Origin of the sequence: Bradyrhizobium erythrophlei (genome assembly GCF_900142985.1) — a bacterium.
Classification (GTDB): Bacteria; Pseudomonadota; Alphaproteobacteria; order Rhizobiales; family Xanthobacteraceae; genus Bradyrhizobium; species Bradyrhizobium erythrophlei_B.
Genome location: NZ_LT670849.1, coordinates 2078518 through 2105369, shown reverse-complemented (window position 1 = coordinate 2105369; position 26852 = coordinate 2078518). Strand labels below are relative to the sequence as shown.

The following is a 26852-nucleotide window of genomic DNA, read 5'->3' as shown; positions in this document are numbered from 1 at the left end:
CACAAGATCAGGCGCGGCCTTGCGGTCTATCGGCGGCTGGCTCCGCCGTTCCCGTGTGAGGCCTCGTATGTATCTCGGTAGCCTCGTGCAATTGCTCGAACGCCGCGTCCGATGTCGTCGTAGACGTCGTCCGGCAGGTTTGCCAACGAAACACGGAGCGACCATTCCGGGGCGTCGAATCCGCCGCCGTTCAGCAGCACGATCCCGTGGGCTTCGGCTAGCCGAAACGCCAAGTCCAGCGGATGGACATGTTTCTTCAGGTGGTCGACCGCAGCATCGCCGATGTTCTTTCGCGCCCAGAACTCGAAATCAATCAGCCCGTAATAGGCGTCGTAGTTAGGATTCGGGTTTAGTTTATCGGCCAGGCCGAGGCCGTCGAGCAACGCCCCCAAACGCTTATGTACGATTTCCATGCACGCGGCTTGATAAGCCTTCTGATCGTCCATCATTTCCACAAGCGAGAACAGCGTCATCATCACCTGCTGCGGTAGCGACAGGCCCGCGGTGTGATTGAGCGCTACATCCCGACTGTCGGCGACGATGCGATCAATGATCTTGAGCTTGCGCGGCTCCAGGGTCAGGGGGCCGTAACGTTTGTCGAGCGCCTTCACGGCGGCGTCGGGCAGCTTGGCTATCATCTTGTCGAAGATGTTGTCCTCATGAATTGCGATAGTGCCAAGCCGCCATCCAGTGCAGCCGAAATACTTCGAATAGGAATAGACGCCGATCGTATTGTGCGGGAGTTCGCCGAGCAGCGACCTGAAGCCATGCACGAATGTTCCATAGACATCGTCAGTCAGCAGCATCAAGTCGGGACGCTTGGTCTTGACCAGGTTGGTCAGCTTGATGATCGTTTCGGGGCTCAGCCCCATGCCCGAGGGATTGGCGGGATTGACAACGAAGAACGCCTTGATCTTCGGATCCTCCAGCTTCTTGATTTCCTCATCGGCGAATTGAAAGCGGTTTTCCTGCGGCGCCCTGATCTGGACGACCTTGAGGTCGTAGTCCTCGAGGTGCGTCATCTCGATGTACGGCGTGAAGATCGGTGTACCCAGCGCGATGGTGTCGCCCGGCAATAGCAACCGGTTGGCCTTCAGGGACTTGAAGATATAGCACATCGCGGCCGTACCGCCCTCAACCGCGTAGATATCGAACTTGCCGGCGGGCCGCGGCTGGCCGCACATAGCCCACATCAGATATTCATGCACGATGCGTTCGTTGTGCACCAGCATGCGATCGGGCACCGGATAGTTGTCGCCGATGATAGAATCGACGAGTTCGTGTACAAACGCATCGGGCTCGAAGCTGAATTTCTTAACGGCAAACGGGAGCATCGCTGAGAGGAAACTCGCCCCGGGCATGTTCGCGTGCTCTGTGAGCCACGCCTCAAATCGTCCGGCGATGCCGTTGGCTTGTGGCATGCCGCCTACGCCCGCCGAATGGTTCATCACACGCTTGCTCTCGGTGATGGCGAACTGCCCCAGAAGGAAAAAGCCTTCCCGCGGTGTTGTGGCTATCCAGTTTGGATTGCCGCGGCCAGCGTTCAAGAAAGCGCTCTGCGTCCTCTTGGACGTAGCCTTCGCCAGGTTGATCAATTCGTCTTTGATCTCGAACGGGCTCAGCGCCTCGAATTTCTTCAAAGTGAGGATATCGGCCATCTAACGCTCCCGAGTTGTGCAATCTGTTGGATTGGAGCTCGACCGGGCTCCTTCGCCTTCTGATCCCGTCACGGGGGCCAGCCGGCCCCTTTGATCTATCTCAAGCACTCCAACTTCCACTCCGAGCCATCGCGGATCGCCCGCCACTCGTTGTCCCAGGGCGCAACGCGGCGATTTCCTTTTTCGTCGGATCAGAAATTTGAAGCTGCGGGGCGCGGAAAGCGCTTGACATAGATCAAGAGGCAGCCGGTGAAGCGTTGCCTGATATCGACCGATCCAGCCTCAGGTTTCGTCGCTGGTTTTTCGGTCCGCTGTGTGTCGATGCTTTAGCAGAGCAAGAACGGGTGAAATCATGATCGATTGGTTCTTCCAGACGCTTCGCACCTATCCGGAAATCGCGATCTTCCTTTCCCTGGGCTTGGGCTATTATTTCGGTTCGTTCACTTATAAAGGCCTTGGCCTTGGTGCTGTCACCGCGACGCTAATAGCCGCTGTGATCATCGGCCAGATCGGGATCACGATCTCTGGTCCGCTCAAGCCGGTCTTCTTCCTGATGTTCCTGTTCGCGATCGGCTACGGAGTGGGGCCGCAGTTCGTGCGCGGTATCGCGCAGGATGGTGTTCCACAGGCGATATTTGCGGCCGTGGTTTGCGTGTTCTGCCTCGGCGCCGCCTACTTTGGTGCGAAGATAGCCGGTTACGACGTCGGCTCGGCGACCGGGCTCTATGCTGGATCGCAAACGATCTCGGCATCGATGGGCCTTGCGACAGACGCCATCAATCGCCTCGGTCTGCCGGCAGATGAAAGCAAGAAACTGCTCGACGCGATGCCGGTCGCATATGCCGTCACCTACATCTTTGGCACGGTCGGGTCCGCTATCGTCCTTGCGTTACTCGGCCCGGCGTTGCTCGGGATCGACCTGGAAGCCGCATGCAAGCGCTACGAGGAGGAGCACGGAGGCAAGAAGCAAACGGGTGGCCCCGGCACAGCCTGGCACCAGTTCGAATTGCGGGCTTACCGTGTCCGTGAGAGAGGACCGGCTGTCGGCAAGACGGTACAGGAGGCGGAGGCGCTGATTCCAGATCAGCGGGTGTTCATTCAGCGGCTTCGCCAGGACGGCGTGATCAAGGAGGCGCTGGCGGATACAGTGATCCATGCGGGCGATATCGTGGCGGTCGCGGGCCGGCGCGACGTGCTCGTGAGACTGATCGGCGAGCAGGCTGAAGAGGTCGACGATCGTGAGCTGTTGGCGGTGCCGATCGAAGGTGTCGATGTCTATGTGACCAGCAAGGAGGTTGACGGAAAGACGCTGGAAGAATTGGCAAAAACACCGTCGGCGCGCGGTATCTTCCTGCGTAAGATTACTCGGGGAGCAATCGCCACCGACATTCCGATCCTGCCGGGGACCAAACTGAACCGTGGTGACATCGTCACCCTTGTCGGACGCACGCCGGATACAGCAGCCGCGACGAAAATGCTGGGCCGCCCGGACCGCGCGACCGATGTTGCCGACGTCGCCTTCATCGGTGCAGCCATCGCCATCGGCGCCCTGGTCGGCGCTCTGGTCTACAAGGTCGGCAGCGTGCCGCTCACGTTATCCACTTCCGGCGGCGCGCTGATATCGGGGCTATTCTTCGGTTGGCTGCGTTCGGTGCATCCGACCTTTGGACGAATTCCGTCGTCCACCGTGTGGTTTATGAACTCGGTCGGTCTGAACATGTTCATCGCGGTGGTCGGCATTGCCTCCGGACCGGGATTTGTCGCAGGGCTCCAGAAACTGGGATTCAGCCTGTTCCTCTGGGGCGTTGCAGTGACGACGGTACCGCTGATCTTGGCTATGTATGTCGGAAAATACGTGTTCCGCTTCCATGACGCGATCGTGCTCGGATGCTGTTCCGGCGCGCGGACCACGACCGCTTCCCTTGGCATGATCAACGACCGTGCCAAGAGCCAGATCCCAGGGCTCGGCTATACCGTTACTTACGCGGTTGGGAATACGCTGTTGACCATATGGGGAATGGTGCTGGTCATGCTGATGACATAACTGCAGCTCCCTCAATGTTGACCTCGATGGAGCAGTTTCTCGTCCACTATCCGGAGCTCGCGATGCTCCTTATGATCGTCGAGGCTACGGTATGGGAATTTTGAAGATCGGGACCTTCAGCCTCAGCCAGGCTGAGGGGCGGCACCATCCGGCGGCATATTCAAGCCGTGAAGCGATCCGGCCGCTAGGCGTTGCGGTCGCCTTCATGGTCGTGCTGTCGTCGACCGACGCACGAGCGATGACCCTGTTTCGATACGAAGATCAGGCGCGACTGCATTGTCTCGCGGATACGGTCGTTTGGCTCGATTTCAAGAAGCGCAAATATTATTTGAGCGGCCAGAAGCTTTATGGAAGCGGCCATCACGGCAGTTTTGTGTGCCTTAAGGAAGCGCGGCGGGACCTCTATCGCCGCTCATTGCTTGGACGACACTAGTTCCATTCAGACGAGAGGCAGCGTCAGATGGACCACCTGCGGGTCCAGGCTACGCGCGGTCCGGAAGCCGAATTTGCCGAGTACTTTGCGCATAGCCATGTTTTCCGGCAGCACGTCGGCAACGAGTTCCTTGAGTCCTGCGGCCCGCGCCAGTCCCGTGAGATGTCGGGTGAGCAGCGCGCCGATGCCTTGCCCCTGAAAGGCGTCGACCACGACAAAGGCGACCTCAGCCTCGCCAGGTCCGGTCACGACGTAGCGACCGCCGCCGACGATCGCAGGTCCGCTGTCCTCGTCGATCACGGCAACCAGTGCGACGTGATTGACGAAGTCTGTGTTCATAAAGAACGCTCTTTCTTTATCCGAAAACCCGCGCTTGGTGACGAAGAAACGGCGCTGCAGCGACTCGGCGCTGGTGCGGTCGATTGCAGCGAGCATGTCACCTTCGTCGTTCGGCTCCAGCGCACGGATCAGAAGCGGCCGGCCATCGCGCAGCTGCTCGCGAACAGTATAGTTGGCGGGCGTCATCGGGCCTACCTCCAAGCAAGACTTTCGGTCGGTGAGATGAGCCGCGTGGCATTTTGCATTGCTTGATCTGGATCAAGCCCGGCAGAGCAGGCTTGCCAATACGGTTCGATGCCCCGGACCGAGAGGCCAGCGAGAGCAATGGACGCAGGCGACACACATTCGAGAATGTTGCAACAGGACGGATCCGGCGACGACGTGATCCGGACCGCTATTCGCCTCGGACTGCTGGCCTTCCTCATCTACTGGTCATTCGTCCTCTTGCGTCCGTTCATTCCGGTTCTGGCATGGGCCGCGGTGCTGGCTGTGGCACTGAATCCCGCATTTGATTGGCTGTCTGCACATCTCGGCCATCGGCCAAGGGTAGCGGCCATCGTCATGACCATTGCGATGCTGACGGTGTTTCTCGGGCCCGCGACCTGGCTTGGTATTGGTCTGGTCGACGGGTTGCGAAATATTTCAGATGAATTGACGACTGGAGACATCGCGATTCCTTCACCGCCCGAGGGCGTCCGTAATTGGCCGCTGGTCGGTGTGCCACTGCATGATCTCTGGAAAAAAGCCTCGGAGAATCTTGCGGTCGCCATCCGCGAGCTGGCGCCGCATTTGAAACCGATGGCGGGAACGATCCTGGCGATCGCGGGCAGCGCTGGCACTGGCACGCTCAAATTCCTCGCTTCGGTCGTGATAGCAGGCTTCCTGCTCCCGTCGGGACCGCGGATCGTAGCTTCAGTCAGGACCATGCTGACCCGGATTGTCCCGCGGCAGGGCGCTGATTTCTTGGCGTTGGCCGGTGCGACGATCCGCACGGTGGCGCAGGGCGTTATCGGGGTTGCTGTGCTCCAGTCGCTGCTTGCCGGAATAGGGCTGAAAATCGCTGGTGTGCCCCACGCCGGTGTGCTGGCTTTTGCGGTGCTCGTGCTCGGTATCGTGCAGATCGGATCAGCGCCCATTTTCCTGCCCGTCATCATCTGGGTCTGGACGGCCAAGGATATGGGTTCCGCAATCCTGATCACGATCTATCTGGTGCTGGTTGGCTTCTCCGACAACGCCCTCAAGCCGCTTCTGATGGGACGCGGCCTGTCCACGCCCGTACTCGTGATCTTTGTGGGTGTCTTGGGCGGGACGCTCGCACATGGAATCGTCGGCTTGTTTGTCGGTCCGATCATCCTGGCGGTCGCCTGGGACTTGCTGATGGCCTGGGGCCATGACGATTCCGCCGACGTCGTCATGCCGCGTCAAGCGAACGCCGAGGTGAAGCCTTGACCTAAATCAAGGGTCCACGTCCGCGCGCGATCATCGTCCAGTGGTCAGGTTTGAGGGTGAGCAGGCGTGAGGATGAAAAGTCATGATGGAAAAGTCGTCAATTCCTGACAACGCGATGCCCGGCTTGTTTGCATCTGCCCTGGAATATCTGGTGGACACCAGACAACGCAGCATCCTGTTCATGGATGTCATGCGCCGGCGTGGCGAGCAGTACCGCGACCACCTGACCGAAACCGTCCCGCATGTTCTCGACTATGAGATCGAACTGATCGCCGACGGCAGAAATCTCGAACGGCCGGTGAATTATGGACTGGTACGCGTCAAGCCGCCGAGCGGCGTAGAGATTGATCTTACTCGTCGTCCCTTCGTTGTCGTAGATCCGCGCGCTGGACATGGTCCGGGAATCGGCGGTTTCAAGGCGGACAGCGAAATCGGCGTCGCGATGAAAGCCGGCCATCCCTGTTACTTCATCGGCTTCACGCCGGAACCGGTGCCTGGACAGACCATCGGGGACGTCGCGCGGGCTGAAGGTACCTTCATCGAAAAAGTCATTGCATTGCATCCGGACGCCGACGGAAAACCTTGTGTGATTGGGAACTGCCAGGCGGGCTGGGCCGTGATGATCCTGGCATCGCTGCGGCCTGAATTGTTCGGTCCGATGATCATTGCCGGCGCGCCGTTGTCCTACTGGGCCGGCGTTCGCGGCAAGAATCCGATGCGTTATTCCGGCGGGCTCTTGGGCGGAAGCTGGCTGACGGCGCTGACCAGTGATCTCGGCGGCGGCAAGTTCGACGGCGCCTGGCTTGTGCAGAATTTCGAGAACATGAACCCGTCGAATACGCTCTGGAGCAAGCAATACAATGTATATTCCAAAGTGGATACCGAGGCCGAGCGCTATCTCGAATTCGAGCGCTGGTGGGGCGGGCATGTCAATCTGAACGCCGAAGAGATTCAATTCATTGTCGACGAATTGTTCGTCGGCAATAATCTTGCCGCCGGCCGCATCAAGACCTCCGACGGAGAAGTTGTCGATCTCCGCAAGATCCGCTCGCCAATCTTGGTGTTCTGCTCCAAGGGCGACAACATCACGCCCCCGCAGCAGGCTCTGGGCTGGATCCTCCAACTCTATCGCAACGTCGACGAGATCAGGTATTATGGCCAGATGATCGTCTATACGGTTCATGAAACCGTCGGACATCTCGGCATCTTCGTATCCGGAGGCGTCGCGAAGAAGGAGCACGCCGAGTTTTCCAGCAATATCGACCTGATCGATGTACTGCCGCCTGGCCTCTATGAGGCGACCTTCACAGCAAAGTCAGCGGACAACGCTCATGCCGATCTGGTCGGCGGCAACTGGATCATGCGCTGCGAGCAGCGTACGCTCGACGATCTCCGCGCAATGGGAGGTAATTCGCTCGACGACGAGCGACGGTTCGCCACCGCCAAGCGCGTGTCGGAAATCAATCTTTCCAACTACCGCAGTTTTGTCCAACCCTGGGTTCGCGCCCTCGCTGCATTGCATCCTGCAGAGTGGATGCGCAATTTGCATCCGTTGCGCGCGGGATATGAGGCCTTCGGCCGCGACACGCCCGTGATGAAGGCGGTGGCAACGGAGGCTGAGGCCGTCCGTGAGCACAGGAAGCCGGCCGCCAAGGACAATCCGTTCCTCAAGGCCCAGCAGATCGTCTCCGAAACCATCGTTAATGTCCTCGACAAGTGGCGGGATACCCAGGAGGCCATGAGCGAGTCGCTCTTCCTTTCGATATATGGCTCGCCCGCGCTGCAGGCTGCGGTCGGTATCGATCCGAATGCCGACCCGTCGCCAGTACCCGAAATGTCCGCCGAGCATCGCAAGCTTCTCGACGCGCGCATTGCCGAACTGAAGGCAGGAATTGGAAGTGGCGGTCTCAGGGAATGCTGGATTCGCGCATTGCTCTATGTCGGCATGACGCGTGGCATGTTCGACGAGCGAAGCCTCGAGGCGTTACGCCGGATGCGAAAGGAAGATGAAGCGTCACGCCTCACACTTTCGCAGTTCAAGACCCTGGTGCGCGAACAATTCTTCATGCTGATCCTCGACCAGGAGGCAAGCCTGACTGCGATTCCAAAAATGCTGCCGGATGACATGGAACTGCGTCGCGCTGCCATTGCCGCGATCCGTGAGGTGCTCTCGGTCGTCGGCGAAATTTCCGGTGAAACCGCCACCCGCCTCGAACGCGTTACGCAGCTGTTTGGAATGAGCGAAGGAGACCCGCAGGCGGGCGGGATGTCGTTCAGTCCGCGAGCCAAGGCGTCATGACCCTCTCTCGAGGTCAAGGAGTTAAACGATGAGTGTGCAAGCAGCTAGCGTGACCGAGGGAAGACTTCACAGCAAGTATGACCGCCTGATCGCCGCGGCAAAGGCCATACCGCCGGCAACCACCATCGTCGTGCACCCCTGCGACGAGAGTTCATTGCGTGGCGTGGTTGAAGCCGAGGGCGCAGGTCTGATCAAACCGACACTGGTCGGACCAGCCGCGAAAATCAGGGATGTCGCGGCCAAACATGGCTTCGACATCGGTAGCTACGAAATAGTCGATGCGCCTCATAGCGAGGCGGCCGCCGCCAGGGCCGTCGAACTGATTCACGAAGCCAAGGGCGAAATGCTGATGAAGGGCAGCCTGCACACCGACGAGTTGATGCGCAGCGTGACCGCCAAGACCGGATTGCGCACGGAGCGTCGCATCAGCCATGTATTCGTGATGGATGTCCCGGCCTACGCAGATACAATCTTCGTCACCGACGCCGCGATCAACATTTTTCCCGACCTTGATTGCAAGCGCGACATCATCCAAAACGCGGTCGATCTGTTCACGCAAGCCGGCTTCGGCACGTTGCCCAAGGTTGCGATCCTGTCCGCCGTAGAAACGGTCACGGCAAAAATTCCTTCGACGATCGAGGCTGCGGCGCTTTGCAAGATGGCGGATCGCGGTCAGATCACGGGTGGACTTCTGGATGGGCCGCTTGCCTTCGACAACGCCGTGGACGTCGAAGCAGCCAGGATCAAAGGCATCAAGTCGGAGGTTGCGGGCCGTGCACAGATCCTCGTTGTGCCCGACCTCGAGAGCGGCAACATGCTTGCCAAAAATCTTGCTTATTTTGCCAAGGCGGACGGCGCCGGTATCGTGCTGGGCGCGCGTGTGCCGATCGTGCTGACGTCGCGCGCGGACTCGCTCCGGGCCCGTGTTGCTTCCTGCGCGGTCGCGGCCCTCTATGCCGACGCGCGGCGCCGGGCAGCGGCGGTATCTGCATGACCACCATGGACACCATCCTGATCGTCAATGCGGGCTCTTCAAGTGTGAAGTTCCAGGTCTTTGCGGTCGATGGTGATGGCCGGTTGCGGCGACGGATCAAGGGACAGGTGGACGGCATTGGCAGCCGGCCGCACTTGCGCGCAACCGGCAGTTCTGGAGAGAAGCTGGCCGAACGAGTCTATCCGATCGAGTCGGTCGGGGACGTTCCGGCCGCGCTACAGGTGGCGGCCGACTGGTTGCGGGACGAACAACGGATCACGCCACTGGCGGTCGGACACCGGGTCGTGCATGGCGGTCCTGATTACGATCGGCCGGTGCTGATCGATCACAGCGTCGTTGGACGGCTTGAGCGCTATGCGGCACTGGCGCCGCTGCATCAGCCGCACAATCTGGCGCCGATCCGTGCGCTGCTTGAAAAGTTTCCGAGCCTTCCTCAGGTTGCCTGCTTCGACACCGCATTTCATCGCCACCATGATGATATAGCCGATTTTTACGCGATCCCGTGCCAGCTACATGAGGATGGCGTGCGCCGCTATGGCTTTCATGGGCTATCGTACGAATACATCGCCACGACGCTGCCCAAAGTCGCGCCGGACATCGCGACCGGCCGGGTCATCGTCGCCCATCTCGGCAGCGGCGCATCGATGTGCGCGTTGCTCGGCGGGCGCAGCATTGAAAGCACCATGGGCTTTACGGCCCTCGACGGACTTCCGATGGGCACGCGGCCCGGGCAGATCGATCCTGGCGTGCTCCTCTATCTTATCTCGGTCAAGGGCATGGCACCGGCCGAACTGCAGAATTTTCTTTATCGCGATTGCGGATTAAAGGGGCTTTCGGGCATCAGCAATGACATGCGCGAGCTGCAGACGAGCAAAGAGCCCGAGGCGGCCTTCGCCGTTGAGTATTTCGCTTATCGCGTCGCGCTCAGCGCCGGAATGCTCGCCGCCGCCTTGCAGGGAGTCGACGCCTTCGTCTTCACGGCTGGCATTGGTGAGAATTCGGACGGCATCCGCGCGCGTATTGCCGATCGGCTCGGGTGGCTCGGCGTTGCGCTCGATCCGTCGGAAAATCACCGCCATTCATTGCGGATATCGCGTCCCGACACCACGCCGGTCTATGTCGTGCCGACCGACGAAGAGTTGATGATTGCGCAGCACACCCTGTCGCTTTTGTGGAGTCAGCGCCCATCCCACCCGGCCAGAGGTAGAGCGTCATGAATATTCCGGTATTCCCCGAGACGAAAGTTGCGCTCAAGGGACGCAAGGGCCTGATCGTAGGCATCGCCAACGACCAGTCGATTGCATGGGGCTGCGCCAAGGCGTTCCGTGCGCTAGGGGCGGATCTCGCGGTGACATACCTGAATGAGCGCGCGAAGAAACACGTAGAACCGCTTGCTAAAGCGCTTGAGGCGCCGATCTTCTTGCCGCTCGATGTCAATGTTGACGGACAAATGGAGCAGGTTTTCGAACACATCAAGAAGGAGTGGGGTCAGCTCGACTTCCTGCTGCATTCGATTGCCTTTTCGCCAAAGGAGGCGCTGCACGGCCGTGTCATTGACGTCCCGCGTGATGGGTTCCAGAAAACGATGGATGTATCGTGCTGGTCGTTCATGCGCATGGCGCATCTGGCCGAGCCGTTGATGAAACGCGGCGGCACAATGTTTACCATGACCTACTATGGCAGCCAGATGGTCGTGCAGAATTATAATGTCATGGGTGTCGCCAAGGCGGCGCTGGAAGCCGCCGTCCGCTATATCGCTGCCGAAGTCGGACCGAAGGGCATCCGCGTTCACGCGATCTCGCCGGGGCCGCTCGCCACGCGTGCGGCGTCCGGGATTCCCGAATTTGACGAGCTGATGGACAAAGCACAGTCGAAGGCGCCGACGCGCAGCTTGGTGAGCATCGACGATGTCGGTGCTGCGACAGCGTTTCTGGCCCTGGAGGGTGCCAAGCTCATCACCGGCAGCGTCATGTATATCGACGGCGGTTACCACATCATCGACTGAAGACGTTCAGCGCAGATGCAGCGCGATCAGGTCGGCGACACAGGCGGGGCGCTTGCCGCCTTCGATCTCGATCTCGAGGTGATAGCTGACGCGCAACCTGTCGGGCGGCACGTCCTCTGCTTCGGCGATTGTGATGCGTCCCCGCAGCCGGGAGCCGGCGGGAACGGGAGCGAGATAGCGTACGCGGTCCGCACCATAGTTCAGCGTGCCTTTCAATCTCTTGAGACCCATGACCGATCGAATGAACATTGGCGCCAGGCTGAGCGAGAGAAGCCCGTGTGCAATGTTCTTGCCGCCCGGCAGTTCCTGTTTCGCGCGTTCCTGGTCGACATGGATCCACTGCTCATCGCAGGTGGCTTCCGCAAACTTATTGATGCGGTCGCGGGTGATCTCGATCCAATCGCTGACGCCGATTTCGGTGCCGACGGCCGATTTTATCTCGTCAAACCCGCTGAATACGCGCATGTTCGTGCCCTTCGTACCGACGTCAGATTTTCATTTCCGGAACCTTGTCGGGGATAGCGAAGTCGGCTTCCGTCACCGCGATTACCTCCGCGACGCTGACGCCGGGCGCGGTTTCGATCAGCGTAATCCGACCGCCCTGAAAGCCTATCACCGCCATGTCGGTGACGACTAGATCGACCGGCCGCATCGACGTTAACGGCAGCCAGCACTTTTCGACGATTTTCGACTTGCCCTTTGCTGCGTGCTGCATGGCGACGATGACGCGCTTGGCGCCGCTCACGAGGTCCATCGCGCCGCCCATACCTGGGACCATCTTGCCGGGAATCATCCAGTTGGCGAGATGTCCCTTGGCGTCGACTTGCAGCCCGCCGAGTACCGTAATATCGACATGGCCGCCGCGGATCAGGGCGAATGACATCACGCTGTCGAAGGTCGATGCGCCTGGAAGTGCACTGATCGGTCGGCCGCCGGCATCGGTGAGTAATGGATGCGCCATGCCTTGCTCGGGAATCGGCCCGGTGCCGATCAAACCGTTCTCCGACTGAAAGAATACGTTGAGTCCCGGCGGTACATAGTTCGCGACCAGGGTCGGAATGCCGATGCCGAGATTGATCAGGTTTCCCGGGCGGAGCTCGAGCGCCACGCGTTTCGCGATAATTGCTTGTGGGTCCATGGCTTCACTCATACGTTGGTAATCAGGTAATCGACCAGCGGCGCGGGCGTCATCACGTGATCTGGGGAGATCACTCCGACCGGAACGATATGTTCGGCGGTGACGATGACGGTATCGGCCGCCATCGCCATGACCGGATTGAAGTTGCGCGCGGTGAGCGCGTAGGAGAGGTTGCCGAGGTAGTCGGCGAGAAAGGCATGCACCAGAGCGAATTGCGAGCGCAGCGCCGTCTCGAGCAGGAATTGCCTGCCTTCGACCTCGATCTTCTGCTTGCCTTCTTCAACAATCGTCCCAGTGCCGGTCGGCGTCAGCACGCCGCCGAGTCCACTGCCACCAGCCCGGATCCGCTCCACCAGCGTCCCTTGCGGCACGAGATTGACTGCAATCCTCTTCTCCATCATCTGCGCCTGCACCTTCGGATTCAGGCCGATATGGCTTGCGGTGATGGTCGCGACCAAGGATGCATCGAACAGCTTTCCGATGCCGCGGCCGGGAATGGCGGCATCATTGGCGATGAGGACGAGCTCCCTTTTCTGCTGTCGTACTAACTCGTCAAGCAGCCGTTCCGGCGTGCCCACGCCCATGAAGCCGCCGATCATGATAGTCGCGCCGTTCGGAATCATCGCAATGGCTTCTTTTGCTGAAACGGCCTTCATCGGGACGGCTCCGTATCTGCCTGTGATTCTCCTATCGCGAACACCGTGAGGTGGTGGAAGCGCCGGACCTTGATTTGCATCAAGGGTTGGGCTGACGCGGGGCGGACGTTGTATGCGGCACGGCTATGGCCCGCCGCGTCATGCCCGGGCGATCCGGACTTGCCGCTCGGGCCATCGCGAGCTGCATAGATGGAGGCACAGCAGGAAGGGAAACTTGAAGGCCGGTTACCGTCCCGGCGTCGGACATGCGATGGATCCCGCGTTCTCCGGATATTTCCGTTTGTGGGTTCGGTAGCTGCCTGGCGCCGCGCCGATCACAGAATCTCGACGATTGGCAATATTACCGGCTGTTTCCAGCGCGACAGCAATGAGTGGCAACTATGGTACTTCAAGTCGTTACGGGTCTGTTCATAGGTTTAATCAACATCGTCATTCACGCTTGGCTCACCGTCGCTACCATCCGGGTGGCACGGAGTTCGGCGGCAAAGCGCCGCATCTTTCCATCGTTGCATCTGGTCGGTGTGATGATTGCAACAGTGCTGTTGCTGATGCTTGCGCACACTCTGGAAGTTTTCGTCTGGTCGGCTTCCTATGCTGTGCTCAATGTCACGCCTGGAGACGCCGATCTCGCCTATTTCGCTTTCGTGAATTATACCACGCTCGGTTATGGCGACATCACGCCAGTGGCCCGATGGCGTCTGTTGGGGCCGATGACCGCGATGAATGGCGTCCTGCTATTCGGCTGGTCGACCGCGGTCATCTTCGAAGTGCTGCGCAAGACCGTCGGTCTGCCCGCGTCCCTTGCGTCATCGTGACCAGCTAGAGGTCCAATTCGGCAAGTTTCGGCCGGTCCAGCAGGACAATCTGACGCTGGGTCTGACCCAGGAAGCCGAGAATGCCCTGGCTTTGAAGGATCGAAAGAGCGCGCGATACCGTTTCCAGCGTAAGCCCGAGATAGTCCGCGATGTCGCGGCGGCACATTGGCAGCGCCATGACACCTGTTGCCGTCAGGCGGTGATCCATCTCCAACAGGAACGCTGCCACGCGTTCAAGAGAGGTCTTTCGCCCAAGCAGCAGCATGTGGTCTTCAGCGTGCTTCAGATTGGTGGCCGTCATATTGAGGAGATCTCGAGCGACACTCACATCGCTTTCGGCGACATGGGCAAGGCTTACGCGCTTCACCAGTCGCACGCTGGTGTCGACAATCGCTTCGGCAGTGAACCGATGTACACCGCCATTCTCGAGGCCGAATATGTCGTCGACCAGGTGGAATGCGCCAATTTGTCGCCGGCCGTCTGAGAGAAGCTTGTAAGAACGAACTGCGCCGTCGATTACCTGATAGATGTATTCGGCTGGCTCCGCCTCCCCGAATACTTCCGCACCTGCGCGGTACTTGAATTCGCTGAGCGCGATCTCGGCCGGCGACACATTGCTAAGTTCGCCGAGAAATCTGGGCTTGTTCGAGGGAGTGGCGTTGAGATTGAGAAACATGGATCATCCCCCTGTTTCGCCAACAATATTTTTCCATGGGTAAGTGCGTCTGACATAAGTCAGTTGGACCCTGACGCGACGGCTTACTCCTCCGATGTTTGTCTTACGCCACGAGGTTGAATTGAACTATTGCCTCAAGGGACATTGTCCCAAAGGACATTGTCCCAAAGGACATGGTCCGAAGGGCGATGCGCTCAAAGAAGCGATAGACGGGCGCGACGTCAGAAGGGTCAGCTAGACTGGCGCATATACCATAGGGTGCACATTTTAACCGATACGCTCGCATGCTAGTCTTCGCGAAATCAGATCGTTCCTCAGATGATCGGATGAATTCAGTTGAGCAGTGACTCCGCAACAAATGTTTTGGTTTCGGACTCGGGTCGGAAGCTGAAAAACGGGACAAAATTCTTGATTCTTTCTTCACCATCAAGCCGTAGGCGACACGAATAGGGCTGTTCATCGCATCAACTAATATTCACGCTTACAAAGGCGAGGAGATCGGGGAAGGAAACCATCCCGAAGGGCGATTTAGTATTTCGGCGATTAGTGCCGCTGGGTACGCACTGGGAGGGGAAGTTGGCGCAAACGGTTCATGTCGTCGATGATGACTCGTCGTTTCGGACTGCCGTCGAGCGGCGCCTGAGGCAAGCTGGTTATGCTGTCGCAACCTATCCATCAGCCCAGCAATTGCTCGACAATCTGCCCGATGAAAACAAACCGGGCTGCATTCTGCTGGATGTGCGGATGCCGGATCTGAACGGGTCCGAGCTTCAGGATCGCCTCGCACTGGTTGGTTCGATCTTGCCGATCGTTTTCCTCACAGGCTATGTCGACGTACCGACGACCGTGCGGGCCATCAAGGCGGGCGCGGAGGATTTTCTGACCAAACCGGTATCGTCAGGGCAGTTGCTGCGCGCTATCGAGCAGGCAATGGCTCACTACGAGACCTCGCGCGATGCGAAACGCAAGTTCGACGCACTTCATGAATTGCTCGCGACACTGACGCCGCGCGAACGCCAGGTTCTGGATTGCGTCGTGCAGGGCAAGATTAATAAGCAGATCGGGCAACTATTGGGTGCAACAGAGCGCACCATCAAGGCTCACCGTCACCGCGTCATGGAGAAAATGAAGGTGCAGTCCGTTGCCGAACTCGTGTCCTTGGCCGAACGGCTCGGCATTCTGGCGAGCGCTGACGTCGAAGGCCGCAATAGTTGAGGCCTTCTTGATCCTCATTTCACGGTTGCGGGAATAGTGGCCGCCACGAGCCACTTCCTTATTGTCCCAGAGAACAATTGGAATTCAGTTTGGCGTAATGTAGATGAACCAAAAGAATGATTCCAGGATCGCCTGTTTGATGGCGGAACGAATCGACTACGATTTGGTTGGCGTGGAAGCCGGGGCCGTGCAGGCGGGTGCACGTCGGCAGAACAGGACCAGCGCACTTGTCGAAGCGAAAGCTCGTCTTTGTGGTCGACGACGACCCGGGAATGCTCAGAGGTGTCCAACGGCTCCTGAGAGAGCATGGCTACGACAGCATATCGTTTTCTTCGGCCGAGGCGTTTCAAAAGAACGACGATTTCGCAAAGGCGACTTGCATCGTCCTCGACATCAACCTCAATGGTGCGTCCGGGATCGAACTCCGCCATCGTTTAAAGGCGGCTGGAATTTCTCTGCCGGTCATTTACATCACGGGCAAGGACAATCCGGTCACGCGAATGGCTGCGATCGAGTCCGGCTGCCTCGCCTATCTCACCAAGCCGTTCGCGGCCAAATCTCTGATCGAGCCCATCGAGCGGGCATCCGTTGGCATTGCATAACGAGGGGCGGATTATTCGTCGACTTCCTGCTTGAAGATGCGACTTGCGGCTGCCTTGCGGACCGAGGCAAACTGGCTTAACGGGAGCATCGTGCTGACGCTCAGTAAGTTTGTGTCCGCCACTTCAAGCTTCAATTGCTGCCCCGTTTCCATTTGCCGGATCAGCGCCGGATTGGCTCGATCCCCGGCGATGCAGGTGTTAGTGAGGCACCACACAAAGGGAATTCGAAAAGGTTTGCCCTGGTCGACCGTGAGCCTAGCGGCGGCCTGAAGATAAAGCCCCACCGGCAGGAAGAGCTGTAAACGGGCTGCGTCTTCGCCTTCACGCTCGATAAAGTCGACCCGGACCGCCGATTGGCCGGTCTCCCACTTGCCGCTGATGGTGGTGCGGCACACCGTTTTGGCACCGGGTGTCTGGAAGCAGAATTTTCGCCAGTCGCCGTATTTGATTGCGCGCGCATCGCGTTGACCGCGGAGGGAAAATTCCATCTTTGTTTCCACGCCGACGGGTTCTGCGGGCGTGCCCTGTTGCCCATGGGCGACGAAGTTTGACATCGGCAGGCTCAGCAACGCCACGATTATCGAGGAAATGGACTTCTGATGGCAACAATCCCGCATCAGCCACCTCCGTCGCGCTCACGACGCGCGTCGAGAAATTGACTGACTAAAGGCGACCATTGTGGAATCGCATCGGGTGAATCGATGAAAAAATGCCCCTCGCTGCCGAAAGGCGGCATCAGGTGGTATTCGGCATTGCCACCGGCGCCGGTGTAAGCGTCGAACATTCGCCTGGATAAGTCAGGTCCGAAGAACGTGTCGTTCTCGATATAGATCCACAGCATCGGTGTCCGTGCGGTGCGGCCGAATCCGCCTGTCGCGTCGACCAGTTTATCCGGTGCGCAATTGTTGTTGGGCTTGCCGCCGACGCGGCCGCCGCGGCCGCCGGCAAATACTATCAGCGCCTTCACCGAAGGCAGGTTTTGGCTCGACAAGGCGATGGTACCCCAGCCTCCCGCCGACTGGCCGATGACAATAGAGCTATTGGGAGCGGCCAATTTCTGATCGGTCATGTAGTCGATGATCCACTGATCGAGCAAGGCGGTGGCCATTCCCGCATCCCTGAAGTTCGGGTTATTGCAGCTTCCGATCTTCGAATAGAATACGGAAAACAGCCCGCGCTCTGGCATGTCGAGGGCGCCTGCGCCGTATCCAGAGCCGCTTGGCGCCACGACCATGTAGCCTCGGCGTGCAAACCACATCGCGGCATCGCGGAACTCGACCAACGGGAAGAAGCTGCGATCACGCGGGTTGAGGGACACGCCGTGATTCATCACGGCCAGCGGAAAGGGCCCCGGCCCGACCGGACGAACCACATAGGCGATCGTGGGAAGGATCAGGGGTAGCGCCCAGACTTCCTCCTGAATCGGTCGCAGCGTTGGATCGTCGGCGCTTCGGCCAGCGCCGGGTAGGGCGAGCGCCACGGCCGCCACGATGGCGGCGGACCTGCAGAAGGATCGAATCATTTTTTCCACCCGGACTTCGATCGCCGAATAAGGGCCAATGATCGCGAAAGGCTTCAGCGGATCGGAGGCACCTCGCTTGATCCAGATCAAGTGCTCGGCGTGTGATCAAGTCGCTAACGTCAGAGTTACGATCAGGCGACCCAGCATCGTCAGCACCACATTGCTGACGGCATAGGGGACGGCGACGCCAAGCACGGGGGTCTGGCCACCGACTAAGATTAGGCTCTGCGAATCCTTGCTTAACCGAGGACCTTCGGTGCACCTTAATCCTGTCGACCTAAGAGGGCAGGCCTGATGTCGGAGAACGGAGCGGGGGGGATCGCCAGAGAATCGGATTCTGAATTTCCGATCGTGATTGCCGCGATGCCCGCCACCACAGCACAGCGGAAAACGGCGCTAGGCGTCGTGATTTTCCTGTCGGTAGTCGCCGTGGTCATTGCGCCGTTTGCCCACATTCAGGCGGCTCGCGTCGACAGCTTCGTCCCGGTCCTGCAGAGCGTTCTCTGCGTGGCGGATCTTATCACGGCAAGCCTGTTGTTTACCCAATACGCGATACAGCCGCATCCCTCTCTCCTGGTGCTCTCTTGCGGTTACCTGTTTAGTGGCTCGTTTGCTTTTCTACAAACATTGGCATTCCCGGGGGCATATGCCCCGGCCGGCCTGATTGGGGACGGCCACAACAGCGCAGCCTGGTTCTTCGTGCTCTGGCATTCGACGTATCTGGCGGCGGTGCTCGCTTACGCGTTATCGAAGGATGCGGATTGGAAATTTGCGCCGACGCGCGGGTCGGCCAAGACCAAGGCTGCGTTCACAATAATCTTGTCGTTCGTGTTGATGGCGGGACTGACATGGTGCGTGACGCAGGCTACCGAATATCTGCCGGAACTCTACAGGGAAAGCGTGACGCTTCAGACTCGATTGGCTATTCAGGTCAACTTGATGCTGTGTGCACTGGCAGGGACCGCACTGGCGGCATTGCTTTTCCGCCAGCGCACTATCCTCGATCTTTGGCTCATGGTCACGTTGCTCGCCTGGATACCCAATTTTCTGTTGGCCGCGGTCGTCAGCGCGGTTCGCTTCTCTATCGGTTGGTACGCCGCGCGGTGCTTCTCGCTCGTTGCAAGCTGCATGTTATTGGGCGTATTGCTCACCGAAATGACGTTTCTCTATTCCCGTCTAGCCAACGCGCTCACCTTGCAGAGGCGCGAGCGGGGCAACCGGCTCATGAGCGTCGAGGCGGCCACGGCCGCAATGGCTCATGAGCTTAGAACTCCACTTGCTGCGATCGCGTTAAATGCCAGCGCCGCGCTCAGTCAGCTTCGTGCGGAGCCTCCTGTCCTGGCCGATCTGGAGAACATTCTCGATGATATTGAGACTACCAGCCATCGGGTAGGTGCAGTCATCTCTGCTATTCGCGCGCTGTCCACAAAGACGCTAGTCGATCAACGAAAGATGATGCGCGTCGAGGATGTGGCCCGACAGGTGCTCAGGTTGGTGCAGCATGATCTGCAGATCAATGAAATCTCCGTGGCAACCGATTTGGAGGATGATCTTCCGCCAGTCCTTGCTGATCCTACGCAATTGCAACAGGTGGTCTTGAACTTGGTCAAGAACGCTATTGAGGCCATGAATCAGATTGCTCCTGAAGAGAGGTTTTTGCGGCTTGCGGCGCGCCGCGCTGCAAATTCAACCGTCTTGCTGTCCGTTCAAGATTCCGGCACCGGGATATTTCTCGAAGACCGCGATCGCATATTCGATCCATTCTTCACGACCAAACCGGCGGGCATGGGTCTCGGGCTCGCCATTTGTCGCACAGTTCTCGAGAATCATAGCGGCAAGTTGCGGCTTGCCAATTCGGATTCTCGCGGCTCGACCTTTGAAATCACCTTGCCAGCCGGCGGTTAGCGGTGCGACACTAAATCTTCGTCAGTCGTCATCCGGCTCCGCATGTCGACTCAAATACCGCGAGGAGCGATAGGCACCGATTTGCTCGACTTGATCTAGATCAAGACTCGGATCGCATGGCGCCAACTACCGTCGCCCGAAATCGCAGATTGGGAGACGGCAATGGCGCAAGCTTCACAGGAACGGCGGATCGACCAGTTCTTTTCCGGCCCCGGCGCGAGGGCCGACGATTGGCGCTCGTTGGTGGAGGCGGCCAAATCATGGTCTGCAGGTTCGACGGATCGCGCTAGCTTCGAAGAGTTGCTATCTCAGGTCGCGGTCATCGAGGAGTTTCACGCTTATCCGGGCTCGCGCCTGATGGCGGAGTTGAGGGAGCGGGCGGCTGCGAGCGACACGGTCGGTTTACTGGCGCTGACAACGCGGATCTCGCAAGCGTTGAACACGCGGTCGTTCCGGCAGCATGCCGGCGATTGGGACGTGCATCCCGATGCCGAGGCCGAGATGCCGGAATTGCTGCCGCCAGGGTTCGGTGAAACCACGACACGCCGTCCGTATTTTGAGACGCTGGTCGTCACCGGTTTGCCTGCGGCCAGTTGGTCACATTTGGCTGCCGAGTGGCGCAAGTTGCGGCGTTCGGTTGATGCTTTCGTCCACGAGCCAGTCTTCGTCGGCAGTTTCGAGGACGCGTTCTGCGCCGCCATGCTCAATCCGGACCTCGGCGCCGTCGTCGTCAACGAGGGTTTTGGGCTGCGTTCCCGGCACGATGCACCGGTGCTGCGCGCGCTCATGGCTTCGATGGATCAAAAGGAGACGTCCGACTCTGCGCTGGCGCTGGCCAAGACATTGAAGCGAATACGACCCGAGCTCGATATCTATCTGGTTTCAAACCGGAATGTAGAGGAGTTGGCAGGTAACCCGGAGGCCAATGTCGCGCGCCGCATCTTCTATTCGGTGGAGGAATTGCTCGAACTGCATCTTGCGATCCTCGAAGGCGTGCAGGACCGCTACGAGACGCCATTCTTCGACAACCTCAAGAAATATGCCCAGCGCCCGATTGGGACATTCCATGCGCTCCCCATCGCGCGCGGCAAGTCCGTATTCAGGTCGGACTGGATCCGCGACATGGGCGAATTTTACGGCCCGAACCTGTTCCTTGCCGAGAGCAGTGCCACCACAGGCGGCCTCGACAGCCTTCTCGAGCCCACGGGTAACATAAAAAGGGCGCAGGACAAGGCTGCTCGCGCCTTCGGCGCCGACCAGGTCTACTTTGTCACCAACGGAACATCGACGTCCAACAAGATGGCGGTGCAAGCGTTGCTGTCACCAGGTGACATCGTGATCGTCGATCGCAACTGCCACAAGTCGCACCACTACGGCATGGTGCTCTCGGGTGCGCAGCCGCTCTACGTAGAAGCATTCCCGATGACGGAATATTCGATGTACGGCGCGGTCCCGCTCAAGACCATCAAGCAGGCTCTCCTGAATCTGAAAGCCGAAAACCGATTGAACCGGGTCAAGATGGTCGATCTGACCAACTGCACCTTCGATGGCCACATCTACAATACGCGCCGGGTGATGGAGGAGTGCCTCGCGATCAAGCCCGACCTGATCTTCCTGTGGGACGAAGCGTGGTTCGGCTTCGCGCGCTTTTCGCCGTTCCTACGGCCGCGTACCGCCATGGGTGCGGCGCACGACATCGAAGCATGGATGAACGATCCCAAATCGATCGAGACTTACGAGAAGCATCGTGCCTCGCTCGGTGACAATCCATCCAATGAAACGTTGCTGAACACGAGGCTGTTGCCGGACCCGCGCCAGATTCGGCTACGCGTCTATCAGACCAATTCCACGCATAAATCGATGTCCGCGATCCGTCAGGGCTCAATGCTGTTCGTCAAGGACGTGGATTTCCACACCGTGGAGGCGCAATTCAAGGAGGCTGTATTCACTCATGCCTCGACAAGCCCAAACCAGCAGCTAATCGCGAGCCTTGACGTCGCGCGCCGGCAGATGGAACTGGAAGGCTATGGCCTCGTCGCCAACGCCATCGAGATCGCCTTCGCGATCCGCAAGGCCGTCGCTTCCAATTCGCTGATCTCCAAGTATTTCAGCGTGCTTGGCGCCGACAAAATGGTGCCAGCGGAATATCGTTCGAGCGGCTTCACCGACTACCTCGCGCAAGGCGCCAATTGGAGCCAGGTCCTGCGCAGCCTGAAGGAAGACGAATTCTGTTTAGACCCGACGCGCCTGACGCTGGTTTGCGGTACTGCCGCGTTCGATGGCACGCAGTTCAAGGGCCTTCTGGCCACGCGGTACGGAATCCAGGTCAACAAGACCTCGCGCAATTCCGTGCTGATCCAGTCCAACATCAACAATACCCGGAGCGACGTAGCCCACCTCATTCGGGTGTTGGCAGAGATTTGCAGCGAGGTCGAGTGCGATCTCGCCCAAGGCGGCGCGAATGCGATCAAGGCCTTCGACGCGCGGGTCAAGAGCCTGATGACAGACGTGCCCGATCTGCCGAACTTCTCTCATTTCCATGACGGCTTCCGCGGCGACGCCGGCGAGAAAACCAATGAAGGTGATATCCGCAGCGGTTTCTTTGCGGCCTACGATGCAGCGGGATGCGAGTATATCCGCCTGAACGATCCCGAGATCGACCGGCGCCTGAAGAATGGTCCCGATCTGGTCTCCGCCAGCTTCGTCATTCCCTATCCGCCCGGTTTTCCGATCATGGTACCCGGTCAGGTCATTACCCAGGAGACCATCGACTTCATGCGTAAGCTCGATGTGAAGGAGATCCACGGCTACAACGCCGTGCAGGGTCTGAAGCTCGTGCATCCTGAGGCATTAGCCAAATTCGGTGATCGCCGTCCGCCAGCGGCCAGATTTCGGCCAGCAGCGGAATGAGGGAAGAGATGAACTATGCATGGCTCATTCCTCTATCTCGAGGCGAATCCGACTCTCCTTTTCATTGTGGAGTTGGAGTTAGCGGCAGATCGGCACACATGAGGAAACGGCTTGCGAGACGGATCGCCTGGGTGATGCTCGCCGTTGCTGTCGGCGCGGCAGCGCCATCGCATGCCATCACAGGGACCGTCCGCGTCACCGTCGCCAAAGCAGGATTCGTCGTCGGCGCCGGCGGCGGTAAGGGGGTTCTGACCTTCCGTCACCGCAACTATCCGTTCACGGTCCAGGGGCTGAGCCTCGGCCTCACGGCGGGCGCTTCGATCAACAAGTTCGTCGGACGCGCCGCTTACATGAAAGAACTCAGCGATTTTTCCGGAACCTATAGTGTGGTCGGCGCGGGCGGAGCCCTCGTCGGCGGCTTTGGCGGCGTGCAGCTCAGGAACGATAAGGGCGTCACCATCAGTTTGCAGGGCTTCAAGGGCGGCCTCGAAGTGTCCGCCAATATCACCAAAGTGGTGATCACGCTGGATCAATCCCGTTCGACCCCGGACTGACGTCAAACCTGGAGGAACACCCATGAGAAGTTATCTGACCGGACTCGGAGCAGCTTTACTCGTACTTTTGGCGGCCGGCACAGCGTCGCCGTCAAGGGCGGAAACCGGCCAGGTCCGTGTCGTCTTTACAAAAGGCGGCTTCATCGTGGGTGTCGGCGGTGGTCACGGCGTATTGCATTTTCGTGGCCATCGCTATCCATTTCAAGTTTCGGGGATGAGCGTCGGATTTTCGATCGGTGCGTCTACGACGAATTTCGTCGGCAGGGCGCTGAATCTCCGTAGTCCGAGCGACATTCAGGGGCACTACAGCGTGATTGGTGCCGGCGGGGCGCTGGCGGCAGGTGCCGGCGGCGTGGCTTTGCAGAATGAGAAGGGCGTCGTCCTGGAGCTGGCTGGCGGCAAGGTCGGCGTCGAAGTGTCGGCTGCCGTAGGCGGAGTCACTATTGCGCTCCAGTGAGCGAAACGGAGATCGGGCTCGGGGGCATCAATAGCGCTCTACCACGAAGTTCATCCGGCGCAGGCCTGCTTGGTCATCATAGCGGCCTTTGCCGGACCGTTTGGGTAACCGCACCTTGGCGCGCGAGACCTTCTTGTGAGGAATCGTCTTTAACACGTGCGCGATGCAGTTCAGACGCGCGCGGCGTTTGTCGTCGGATCGGACGATGGTCCACGGCGCGTGCTTTGAGTGCGTGGCCTTGAACATAAGATCGCGAGCACGTGAATAATCGTACCAGCGCCGATAGGACTCGGTATCCATCGGACTAAGCTTCCATTGCCTCAATGGATCGTCGATCCTCGCCTTGAATCGCCGTTCCTGCTCTTCCTTGCCAACTTCGAGCCAGAACTTGATGAGGATAATGCCTGCATCGACGATGTATTTTTCGATCTGCGGGCAAAGCGCGAGGAAGCGCCGGTGCTCCTCCGGTGAACAAAATCCCATGACGTACTCGACGCCGGCGCGATTGTACCAGCTGCGGTCAAAAAGGACGATTTCGCCGCCAGCCGGGAAATGCTGCATATAACGTTGCACGAACATCTGGCTCTTTTCGCGGTCGGAAGGGGTCGGCAGGGCCACCACTCTGAATACGCGCGGGCTGACCTTCTCGGTGAGCGCCTTGATCGTGCCGCCCTTGCCGGCGGCATCGCGTCCTTCGAACAGGATAATGACTCGGAACTTCTTCTCCTTCACCCATTCCTGCAGGCGGCAGAGCTCGACCTGGAGCTTGCGTAGCTCTTTCTCGTAAATCTTATATTTCATCCGCGACGGGGCCTCTTCCTCGCCCGACATCAGTTGCCCCAGACGATGACGATACTAATGTCTCCGGGCATGCCCCCAGGGAAATCGACGATCTGGTATCTGATGCGATAGCCTCGGGGCTTCAGGTAGTCGGACCAGAGCTGGAAGATCTCCCTCGGAATCCCCGTAAGCGTCTTCTCCCAGCCCGGCTCCTGCTGATTGACGGCGCGGCCGCGGTCCGTGCATAGCGAGTTAGGAAAGCGGTACACTTGGACCTCGCTGAGGCCATTTCGCACCGCGCGCTGGATGACGGTGGCGGCCAGCCTGATTTTATCGTCCTCCGAAAGGCCTGAGGGCTTGCTTAGGCTTTCGATCAATGCCCGTTCTTCCGCCTCGGCCGCAGCTATAAGCCGGGCTTGTTGGTCGGCCTTTTCCGCCTCCTTGATGGCGGCCTGCTTCTGGATTTCCTTTGCGGTCGGCAGCAGTTCATCGATTTTGTTGGGCATGGCAGCTCCTGAACTTCGGGCAATTCACCATTCCTGCCCTCTGAAGCTACGGCCGCGCGAAGACATCTACCTTTGATCCAGATCAAGCCTCGTCTGGCGCTAGGTCGCACCGTCCCGCGCAACGGGGTAGTCCGTTGGCGGGAGAGATGCAGTGACCGACCAGCTCCATCCGATGATGCCGCACCATATGCCGTTCTATGTCGTCAAGCCCGGCGAGACGGATGTCCTGATGATCGTGATGGGTATCTTTCTGATCTTGGCAATACTCGGTGTTGGCAACGTCTACCTGCGCTTGCACTCGCTGCCGGAGCGGATGGCGCACAAGGGACAAAAACTGCAACTCGAGATCGTCGCCGTTCTTGGCCTGATCGCGCTCTTCACCCACATCCACATCTTCTGGATCGCGGGACTCCTACTCGCTCTGATCGACCTGCCTGACTTCAGCACGCCACTGACCAGCATCGCCGACTCGGTCGAGAAGATCGCGGATTCCGAAGGCGCCGGCGCGACGGGGCATGAAGCTGCGGCCGCGCAAGCGGCTCTGGCATCCAACCAAGCTGCGAATGTCCCTCCCAAGCAGATGAGCGCCCACGCGAAGGAGGTCGGTAGTCATGTTTGAGCTGATGCTCTGTTCAATGTTTACCCTGCTGCCGGACTATCTTTATCGTCGCTATGTACAGGGAAAGCGGATCGGCACCGAGATTACACTCTTCTCGATGTGGTACGAGCTTCGGTGGGGCATCACCGGATGCGTGATGCTGACGGTCTTGCTTATCACCATGATCTTCTATTTCCACCCGTCGACGACATCGGCGGCGCTGTTCTTTCGGACGGTTCCAATCGTGCCCGAAGGCTCGGGCCGTGTCGCCGAAGTAAAGGTCGACTTCAGCGGGCCCGTCAAGAAGGGCGACGTGCTGTTCACGCTCGACAGCTCGAAGCAGCGGGCTGCCGTCGAGACCGCAAAGCGTAAGGTGATCGAAGTCGACGCCCAACTCGTCAATGCGAAGGTCGATATCGTCAAGGCTGAAGCCCAGCTCCAGCAGGCCAACAGCGATTACAAGCAGGCCAAGGACGAGCTGGACGTGAAGAGCGAATTGCAGCGGCGCAGCCCTGGTATCGTACCGCAGCGCGATATCGAGAAACTGCAGGTCCTCGCTGATGGCCGGCAGAGCGCCGTCGACGCTGCCGCCGCCTCGAAGCAGTCAGCAGAGATCCAGTTATCGACGCTGCTGCCGGCATCAAAGTCCAGCGCGGAGGCCGAACTCGCGCAGGCTCAGGTCGAGCTGGACAAGACCAGCATACGTGCCGGTGTCGACGGGCGGGTCGAGCAATTCTTGCTCCGGCCCGGCGACGTCGTAAACCCGTTGATGAGGCCGGCCGGCATCTTGATTCCGGAAGGAGCGGGCCAGCGAGGACTGCAGGCTGGATTCGGACAGATCGAGGCGCAGGTGCTAAAGCCTGGAATGGTCGCGGAAGCCGCGTGCACTTCGTTGCCTTGGACCATCATCCCGATGGTCATCACGAGCGTGCAGGATTACATCGCGGCCGGGCAGTTCCGTGGCGGTGAGCAGCTCATCGATGCGAGCGCCGCGAAGCCCGGAACGATTCTGGTCTTCCTGGAGCCTCTCGAGAAGAGTGGCCTGGCTGATGTGACGGCTGGCAGCAGCTGCATCGTCAACGCTTATACCAGCAATCACGAGATCATCGCGTCGAAGGAAACCGGCGCGTTCAAAGGCTTCATCCTGCACGCGGTCGATGCCGTAGGGCTCGTGCATGCCTTACTGCTGCGGATCCAGGCACTGCTGCTGCCGATCAAGACGTTGGTGCTGAGCGGACACTGATGCGCTTCATCTCGTTTCGAAGGAACGACGCATGACAGGTTTTCGAAAGGCGTC

General features: G+C 59.2%; 26 protein-coding genes. 16 read left to right on the top strand and 10 right to left on the bottom strand.

Features of this window, described 5'->3' with window-relative positions:
- Nucleotides 1-26: 26 nt before the first annotated feature.
- A complete protein-coding gene (aspD, locus tag BUA38_RS09845; protein ID WP_072817754.1) occupies nucleotides 27-1658 on the bottom strand; it encodes an aspartate 4-decarboxylase in 1632 nt (543 codons plus the stop codon).
- Between the two features lie 352 nt (nucleotides 1659-2010).
- Between aspD and aspT the strand changes: the two genes are divergently transcribed.
- Both aspT and BUA38_RS09835 read left to right on the top strand, forming a co-directional pair.
- On the top strand, nucleotides 2011-3702 hold the full coding sequence (gene aspT, locus BUA38_RS09840) for an aspartate-alanine antiporter (RefSeq protein ID WP_072817753.1): 1692 nt from the start codon (nucleotides 2011-2013) through the stop codon (nucleotides 3700-3702).
- A 91-nt stretch (nucleotides 3703-3793) separates the two neighbouring features.
- Nucleotides 3794-4135: a hypothetical protein gene (locus tag BUA38_RS09835; RefSeq protein ID WP_244553228.1), complete on the top strand. Its 342-nt coding sequence runs from the start codon at nucleotides 3794-3796 to the stop codon at nucleotides 4133-4135.
- A 6-nt stretch (nucleotides 4136-4141) separates the two neighbouring features.
- On the opposite strand, the gene BUA38_RS09830 is transcribed toward BUA38_RS09835, so the two are convergent.
- Nucleotides 4142-4660 carry a GNAT family N-acetyltransferase gene (locus BUA38_RS09830; protein WP_072817752.1) on the bottom strand — a complete coding sequence of 173 codons (519 nt, stop codon included), beginning with the start codon at nucleotides 4658-4660 and terminating at the stop codon, nucleotides 4142-4144.
- A gap of 165 nt (nucleotides 4661-4825) precedes the next feature.
- On the opposite strand from BUA38_RS09830, the gene BUA38_RS09825 reads away from it, so the two are divergent.
- From BUA38_RS09825 to fabI, 5 genes are all read left to right on the top strand, one after another.
- Nucleotides 4826-5923: an AI-2E family transporter gene (locus BUA38_RS09825; protein WP_338076351.1), complete on the top strand. Its 1098-nt coding sequence runs from the start codon at nucleotides 4826-4828 to the stop codon at nucleotides 5921-5923.
- Nucleotides 5924-6008: 85 nt separating this feature from the next.
- The gene (locus tag BUA38_RS09820) at nucleotides 6009-8222 is read left to right on the top strand and encodes a DUF3141 domain-containing protein (protein WP_072817750.1); all 2214 of its coding nucleotides are present in this window, start codon (nucleotides 6009-6011) and stop codon (nucleotides 8220-8222) included.
- 28 nt (nucleotides 8223-8250) lie between these two features.
- The gene (locus BUA38_RS09815; RefSeq protein ID WP_072817749.1) at nucleotides 8251-9216 is read left to right on the top strand and encodes a phosphate acetyltransferase; all 966 of its coding nucleotides are present in this window, start codon (nucleotides 8251-8253) and stop codon (nucleotides 9214-9216) included.
- 5 nt (nucleotides 9217-9221) lie between these two features.
- Entirely contained in the window at nucleotides 9222-10433 is a 1212-nt protein-coding gene (locus BUA38_RS09810) for an acetate/propionate family kinase (RefSeq protein WP_072825992.1), read from the top strand.
- Nucleotides 10430-11221, top strand: a complete 792-nt coding sequence (gene fabI / locus BUA38_RS09805) for an enoyl-ACP reductase FabI (RefSeq protein WP_072817748.1) — start codon at nucleotides 10430-10432, stop codon at nucleotides 11219-11221. The genes BUA38_RS09810 and fabI overlap by 4 nt, the downstream gene beginning before the upstream one ends.
- Before the next feature lie 6 nt (nucleotides 11222-11227).
- Here fabI and BUA38_RS09800 read toward each other — a convergent pair whose 3' ends face one another.
- From BUA38_RS09800 to BUA38_RS09790, 3 genes are read right to left on the bottom strand one after another with little or no spacing between them, the layout of a single operon-like run.
- On the bottom strand, nucleotides 11228-11686 hold the full coding sequence (locus BUA38_RS09800) for a MaoC family dehydratase (protein WP_072817747.1): 459 nt from the start codon (nucleotides 11684-11686) through the stop codon (nucleotides 11228-11230).
- Between the two features lie 22 nt (nucleotides 11687-11708).
- Entirely contained in the window at nucleotides 11709-12359 is a 651-nt protein-coding gene (locus BUA38_RS09795) for a 3-oxoacid CoA-transferase subunit B (protein WP_072817746.1), read from the bottom strand.
- An 8-nt stretch (nucleotides 12360-12367) separates the two neighbouring features.
- Nucleotides 12368-13015: a CoA transferase subunit A gene (locus tag BUA38_RS09790; protein WP_072817745.1), complete on the bottom strand. Its 648-nt coding sequence runs from the start codon at nucleotides 13013-13015 to the stop codon at nucleotides 12368-12370.
- Nucleotides 13016-13395: 380 nt separating this feature from the next.
- Here BUA38_RS09790 and BUA38_RS09785 point away from each other — a divergent pair, with 380 nt between their 5' ends.
- Complete coding sequence (locus tag BUA38_RS09785; RefSeq protein ID WP_072817744.1) at nucleotides 13396-13830, top strand: potassium channel family protein; 435 nt, start codon at nucleotides 13396-13398, stop codon at nucleotides 13828-13830.
- 4 nt (nucleotides 13831-13834) lie between these two features.
- Here the strand turns inward: BUA38_RS09785 and BUA38_RS09780 are convergent, their stop codons facing one another.
- Entirely contained in the window at nucleotides 13835-14506 is a 672-nt protein-coding gene (locus BUA38_RS09780; protein ID WP_072817743.1) for a helix-turn-helix domain-containing protein, read from the bottom strand.
- A gap of 576 nt (nucleotides 14507-15082) precedes the next feature.
- Between BUA38_RS09780 and BUA38_RS09775 the strand changes: the two genes are divergently transcribed.
- Nucleotides 15083-15721, top strand: coding sequence for a response regulator transcription factor (locus tag BUA38_RS09775; protein ID WP_072817742.1), 639 nt, complete (start codon nucleotides 15083-15085; stop codon nucleotides 15719-15721).
- 227 nt (nucleotides 15722-15948) lie between these two features.
- Nucleotides 15949-16323, top strand: coding sequence for a response regulator transcription factor (locus BUA38_RS09770; RefSeq protein WP_072825991.1), 375 nt, complete (start codon nucleotides 15949-15951; stop codon nucleotides 16321-16323).
- 11 nt (nucleotides 16324-16334) lie between these two features.
- Here BUA38_RS09770 and BUA38_RS09765 read toward each other — a convergent pair whose 3' ends face one another.
- Both BUA38_RS09765 and BUA38_RS09760 read right to left on the bottom strand, forming a co-directional pair.
- The gene (locus tag BUA38_RS09765) at nucleotides 16335-16940 is read right to left on the bottom strand and encodes an invasion associated locus B family protein (RefSeq protein WP_072817741.1); all 606 of its coding nucleotides are present in this window, start codon (nucleotides 16938-16940) and stop codon (nucleotides 16335-16337) included.
- Nucleotides 16940-17845, bottom strand: coding sequence for an alpha/beta hydrolase family protein (locus BUA38_RS09760; protein ID WP_156898471.1), 906 nt, complete (start codon nucleotides 17843-17845; stop codon nucleotides 16940-16942). Before BUA38_RS09760 ends, BUA38_RS09765 begins: the two co-directional genes overlap by 1 nt.
- Nucleotides 17846-18139: 294 nt before the next feature.
- On the opposite strand from BUA38_RS09760, the gene BUA38_RS09755 reads away from it, so the two are divergent.
- The 4 genes from BUA38_RS09755 (at nucleotide 18140) to BUA38_RS09740 (ending at nucleotide 23671) form a co-directional block, all read left to right on the top strand.
- Nucleotides 18140-19750, top strand: coding sequence for an MASE4 domain-containing protein (locus BUA38_RS09755; protein WP_072817740.1), 1611 nt, complete (start codon nucleotides 18140-18142; stop codon nucleotides 19748-19750).
- Nucleotides 19751-19912: 162 nt separating this feature from the next.
- Nucleotides 19913-22660: a beta-eliminating lyase-related protein gene (locus BUA38_RS09750; RefSeq protein ID WP_072817739.1), complete on the top strand. Its 2748-nt coding sequence runs from the start codon at nucleotides 19913-19915 to the stop codon at nucleotides 22658-22660.
- Between the two features lie 98 nt (nucleotides 22661-22758).
- The gene (locus BUA38_RS09745) at nucleotides 22759-23214 is read left to right on the top strand and encodes a hypothetical protein (protein WP_072817738.1); all 456 of its coding nucleotides are present in this window, start codon (nucleotides 22759-22761) and stop codon (nucleotides 23212-23214) included.
- A 22-nt stretch (nucleotides 23215-23236) separates the two neighbouring features.
- Nucleotides 23237-23671, top strand: coding sequence for a hypothetical protein (locus tag BUA38_RS09740; protein WP_072817737.1), 435 nt, complete (start codon nucleotides 23237-23239; stop codon nucleotides 23669-23671).
- 27 nt (nucleotides 23672-23698) lie between these two features.
- On the opposite strand, the gene ppk2 is transcribed toward BUA38_RS09740, so the two are convergent.
- Complete coding sequence (gene ppk2 / locus BUA38_RS09735) at nucleotides 23699-24502, bottom strand: polyphosphate kinase 2 (protein WP_072817736.1); 804 nt, start codon at nucleotides 24500-24502, stop codon at nucleotides 23699-23701.
- Nucleotides 24502-24957, bottom strand: a complete 456-nt coding sequence (locus BUA38_RS09730; RefSeq protein WP_072817735.1) for a hypothetical protein — start codon at nucleotides 24955-24957, stop codon at nucleotides 24502-24504. The genes ppk2 and BUA38_RS09730 overlap by 1 nt, the downstream gene beginning before the upstream one ends.
- Nucleotides 24958-25108: 151 nt before the next feature.
- Here BUA38_RS09730 and BUA38_RS09725 point away from each other — a divergent pair, with 151 nt between their 5' ends.
- Both BUA38_RS09725 and BUA38_RS09720 read left to right on the top strand, forming a co-directional pair.
- Nucleotides 25109-25576: a hypothetical protein gene (locus tag BUA38_RS09725; RefSeq protein ID WP_072817734.1), complete on the top strand. Its 468-nt coding sequence runs from the start codon at nucleotides 25109-25111 to the stop codon at nucleotides 25574-25576.
- A complete protein-coding gene (locus tag BUA38_RS09720) occupies nucleotides 25569-26798 on the top strand; it encodes an HlyD family secretion protein (protein ID WP_072817733.1) in 1230 nt (409 codons plus the stop codon). The genes BUA38_RS09725 and BUA38_RS09720 overlap by 8 nt, the downstream gene beginning before the upstream one ends.
- The last annotated feature ends 54 nt before the right edge of the window (nucleotides 26799-26852 follow it).

What these genes read in the sequence shown, in the direction of transcription:
- BUA38_RS09835 (WP_244553228.1), top strand. Translation starts at nt 3,794, where the DNA reads ATGGGAATTTTGAAGATCGGGACCTTCAGCCTCAGCCAGGCTGAGGGG.
- BUA38_RS09740 (WP_072817737.1), top strand. Translation starts at nt 23,237, where the DNA reads ATGAGAAGTTATCTGACCGGACTCGGAGCAGCTTTACTCGTACTTTTG.
- BUA38_RS09795 (WP_072817746.1), bottom strand. Translation starts at nt 12,359, where the DNA reads ATGGACCCACAAGCAATTATCGCGAAACGCGTGGCGCTCGAGCTCCGC.
- BUA38_RS09720 (WP_072817733.1), top strand. Translation starts at nt 25,569, where the DNA reads ATGTTTGAGCTGATGCTCTGTTCAATGTTTACCCTGCTGCCGGACTAT.
- BUA38_RS09825 (WP_338076351.1), top strand. Translation starts at nt 4,826, where the DNA reads ATGTTGCAACAGGACGGATCCGGCGACGACGTGATCCGGACCGCTATT.
- BUA38_RS09785 (WP_072817744.1), top strand. Translation starts at nt 13,396, where the DNA reads ATGGTACTTCAAGTCGTTACGGGTCTGTTCATAGGTTTAATCAACATC.
- BUA38_RS09800 (WP_072817747.1), bottom strand. Translation starts at nt 11,686, where the DNA reads ATGCGCGTATTCAGCGGGTTTGACGAGATAAAATCGGCCGTCGGCACC.
- fabI (WP_072817748.1), top strand. Translation starts at nt 10,430, where the DNA reads ATGAATATTCCGGTATTCCCCGAGACGAAAGTTGCGCTCAAGGGACGC.
- BUA38_RS09815 (WP_072817749.1), top strand. Translation starts at nt 8,251, where the DNA reads ATGAGTGTGCAAGCAGCTAGCGTGACCGAGGGAAGACTTCACAGCAAG.
- aspT (WP_072817753.1), top strand. Translation starts at nt 2,011, where the DNA reads ATGATCGATTGGTTCTTCCAGACGCTTCGCACCTATCCGGAAATCGCG.
- BUA38_RS09730 (WP_072817735.1), bottom strand. Translation starts at nt 24,957, where the DNA reads ATGCCCAACAAAATCGATGAACTGCTGCCGACCGCAAAGGAAATCCAG.
- BUA38_RS09830 (WP_072817752.1), bottom strand. Translation starts at nt 4,660, where the DNA reads ATGACGCCCGCCAACTATACTGTTCGCGAGCAGCTGCGCGATGGCCGG.
- BUA38_RS09810 (WP_072825992.1), top strand. Translation starts at nt 9,222, where the DNA reads ATGGACACCATCCTGATCGTCAATGCGGGCTCTTCAAGTGTGAAGTTC.
- BUA38_RS09760 (WP_156898471.1), bottom strand. Translation starts at nt 17,845, where the DNA reads ATGATTCGATCCTTCTGCAGGTCCGCCGCCATCGTGGCGGCCGTGGCG.
- BUA38_RS09750 (WP_072817739.1), top strand. Translation starts at nt 19,913, where the DNA reads ATGGCGCAAGCTTCACAGGAACGGCGGATCGACCAGTTCTTTTCCGGC.
- ppk2 (WP_072817736.1), bottom strand. Translation starts at nt 24,502, where the DNA reads ATGTCGGGCGAGGAAGAGGCCCCGTCGCGGATGAAATATAAGATTTAC.
- BUA38_RS09755 (WP_072817740.1), top strand. Translation starts at nt 18,140, where the DNA reads ATGTCGGAGAACGGAGCGGGGGGGATCGCCAGAGAATCGGATTCTGAA.
- BUA38_RS09765 (WP_072817741.1), bottom strand. Translation starts at nt 16,940, where the DNA reads ATGCGGGATTGTTGCCATCAGAAGTCCATTTCCTCGATAATCGTGGCG.
- BUA38_RS09780 (WP_072817743.1), bottom strand. Translation starts at nt 14,506, where the DNA reads ATGTTTCTCAATCTCAACGCCACTCCCTCGAACAAGCCCAGATTTCTC.
- BUA38_RS09745 (WP_072817738.1), top strand. Translation starts at nt 22,759, where the DNA reads ATGAGGAAACGGCTTGCGAGACGGATCGCCTGGGTGATGCTCGCCGTT.
- BUA38_RS09820 (WP_072817750.1), top strand. Translation starts at nt 6,009, where the DNA reads ATGGAAAAGTCGTCAATTCCTGACAACGCGATGCCCGGCTTGTTTGCA.
- aspD (WP_072817754.1), bottom strand. Translation starts at nt 1,658, where the DNA reads ATGGCCGATATCCTCACTTTGAAGAAATTCGAGGCGCTGAGCCCGTTC.
- BUA38_RS09790 (WP_072817745.1), bottom strand. Translation starts at nt 13,015, where the DNA reads ATGAAGGCCGTTTCAGCAAAAGAAGCCATTGCGATGATTCCGAACGGC.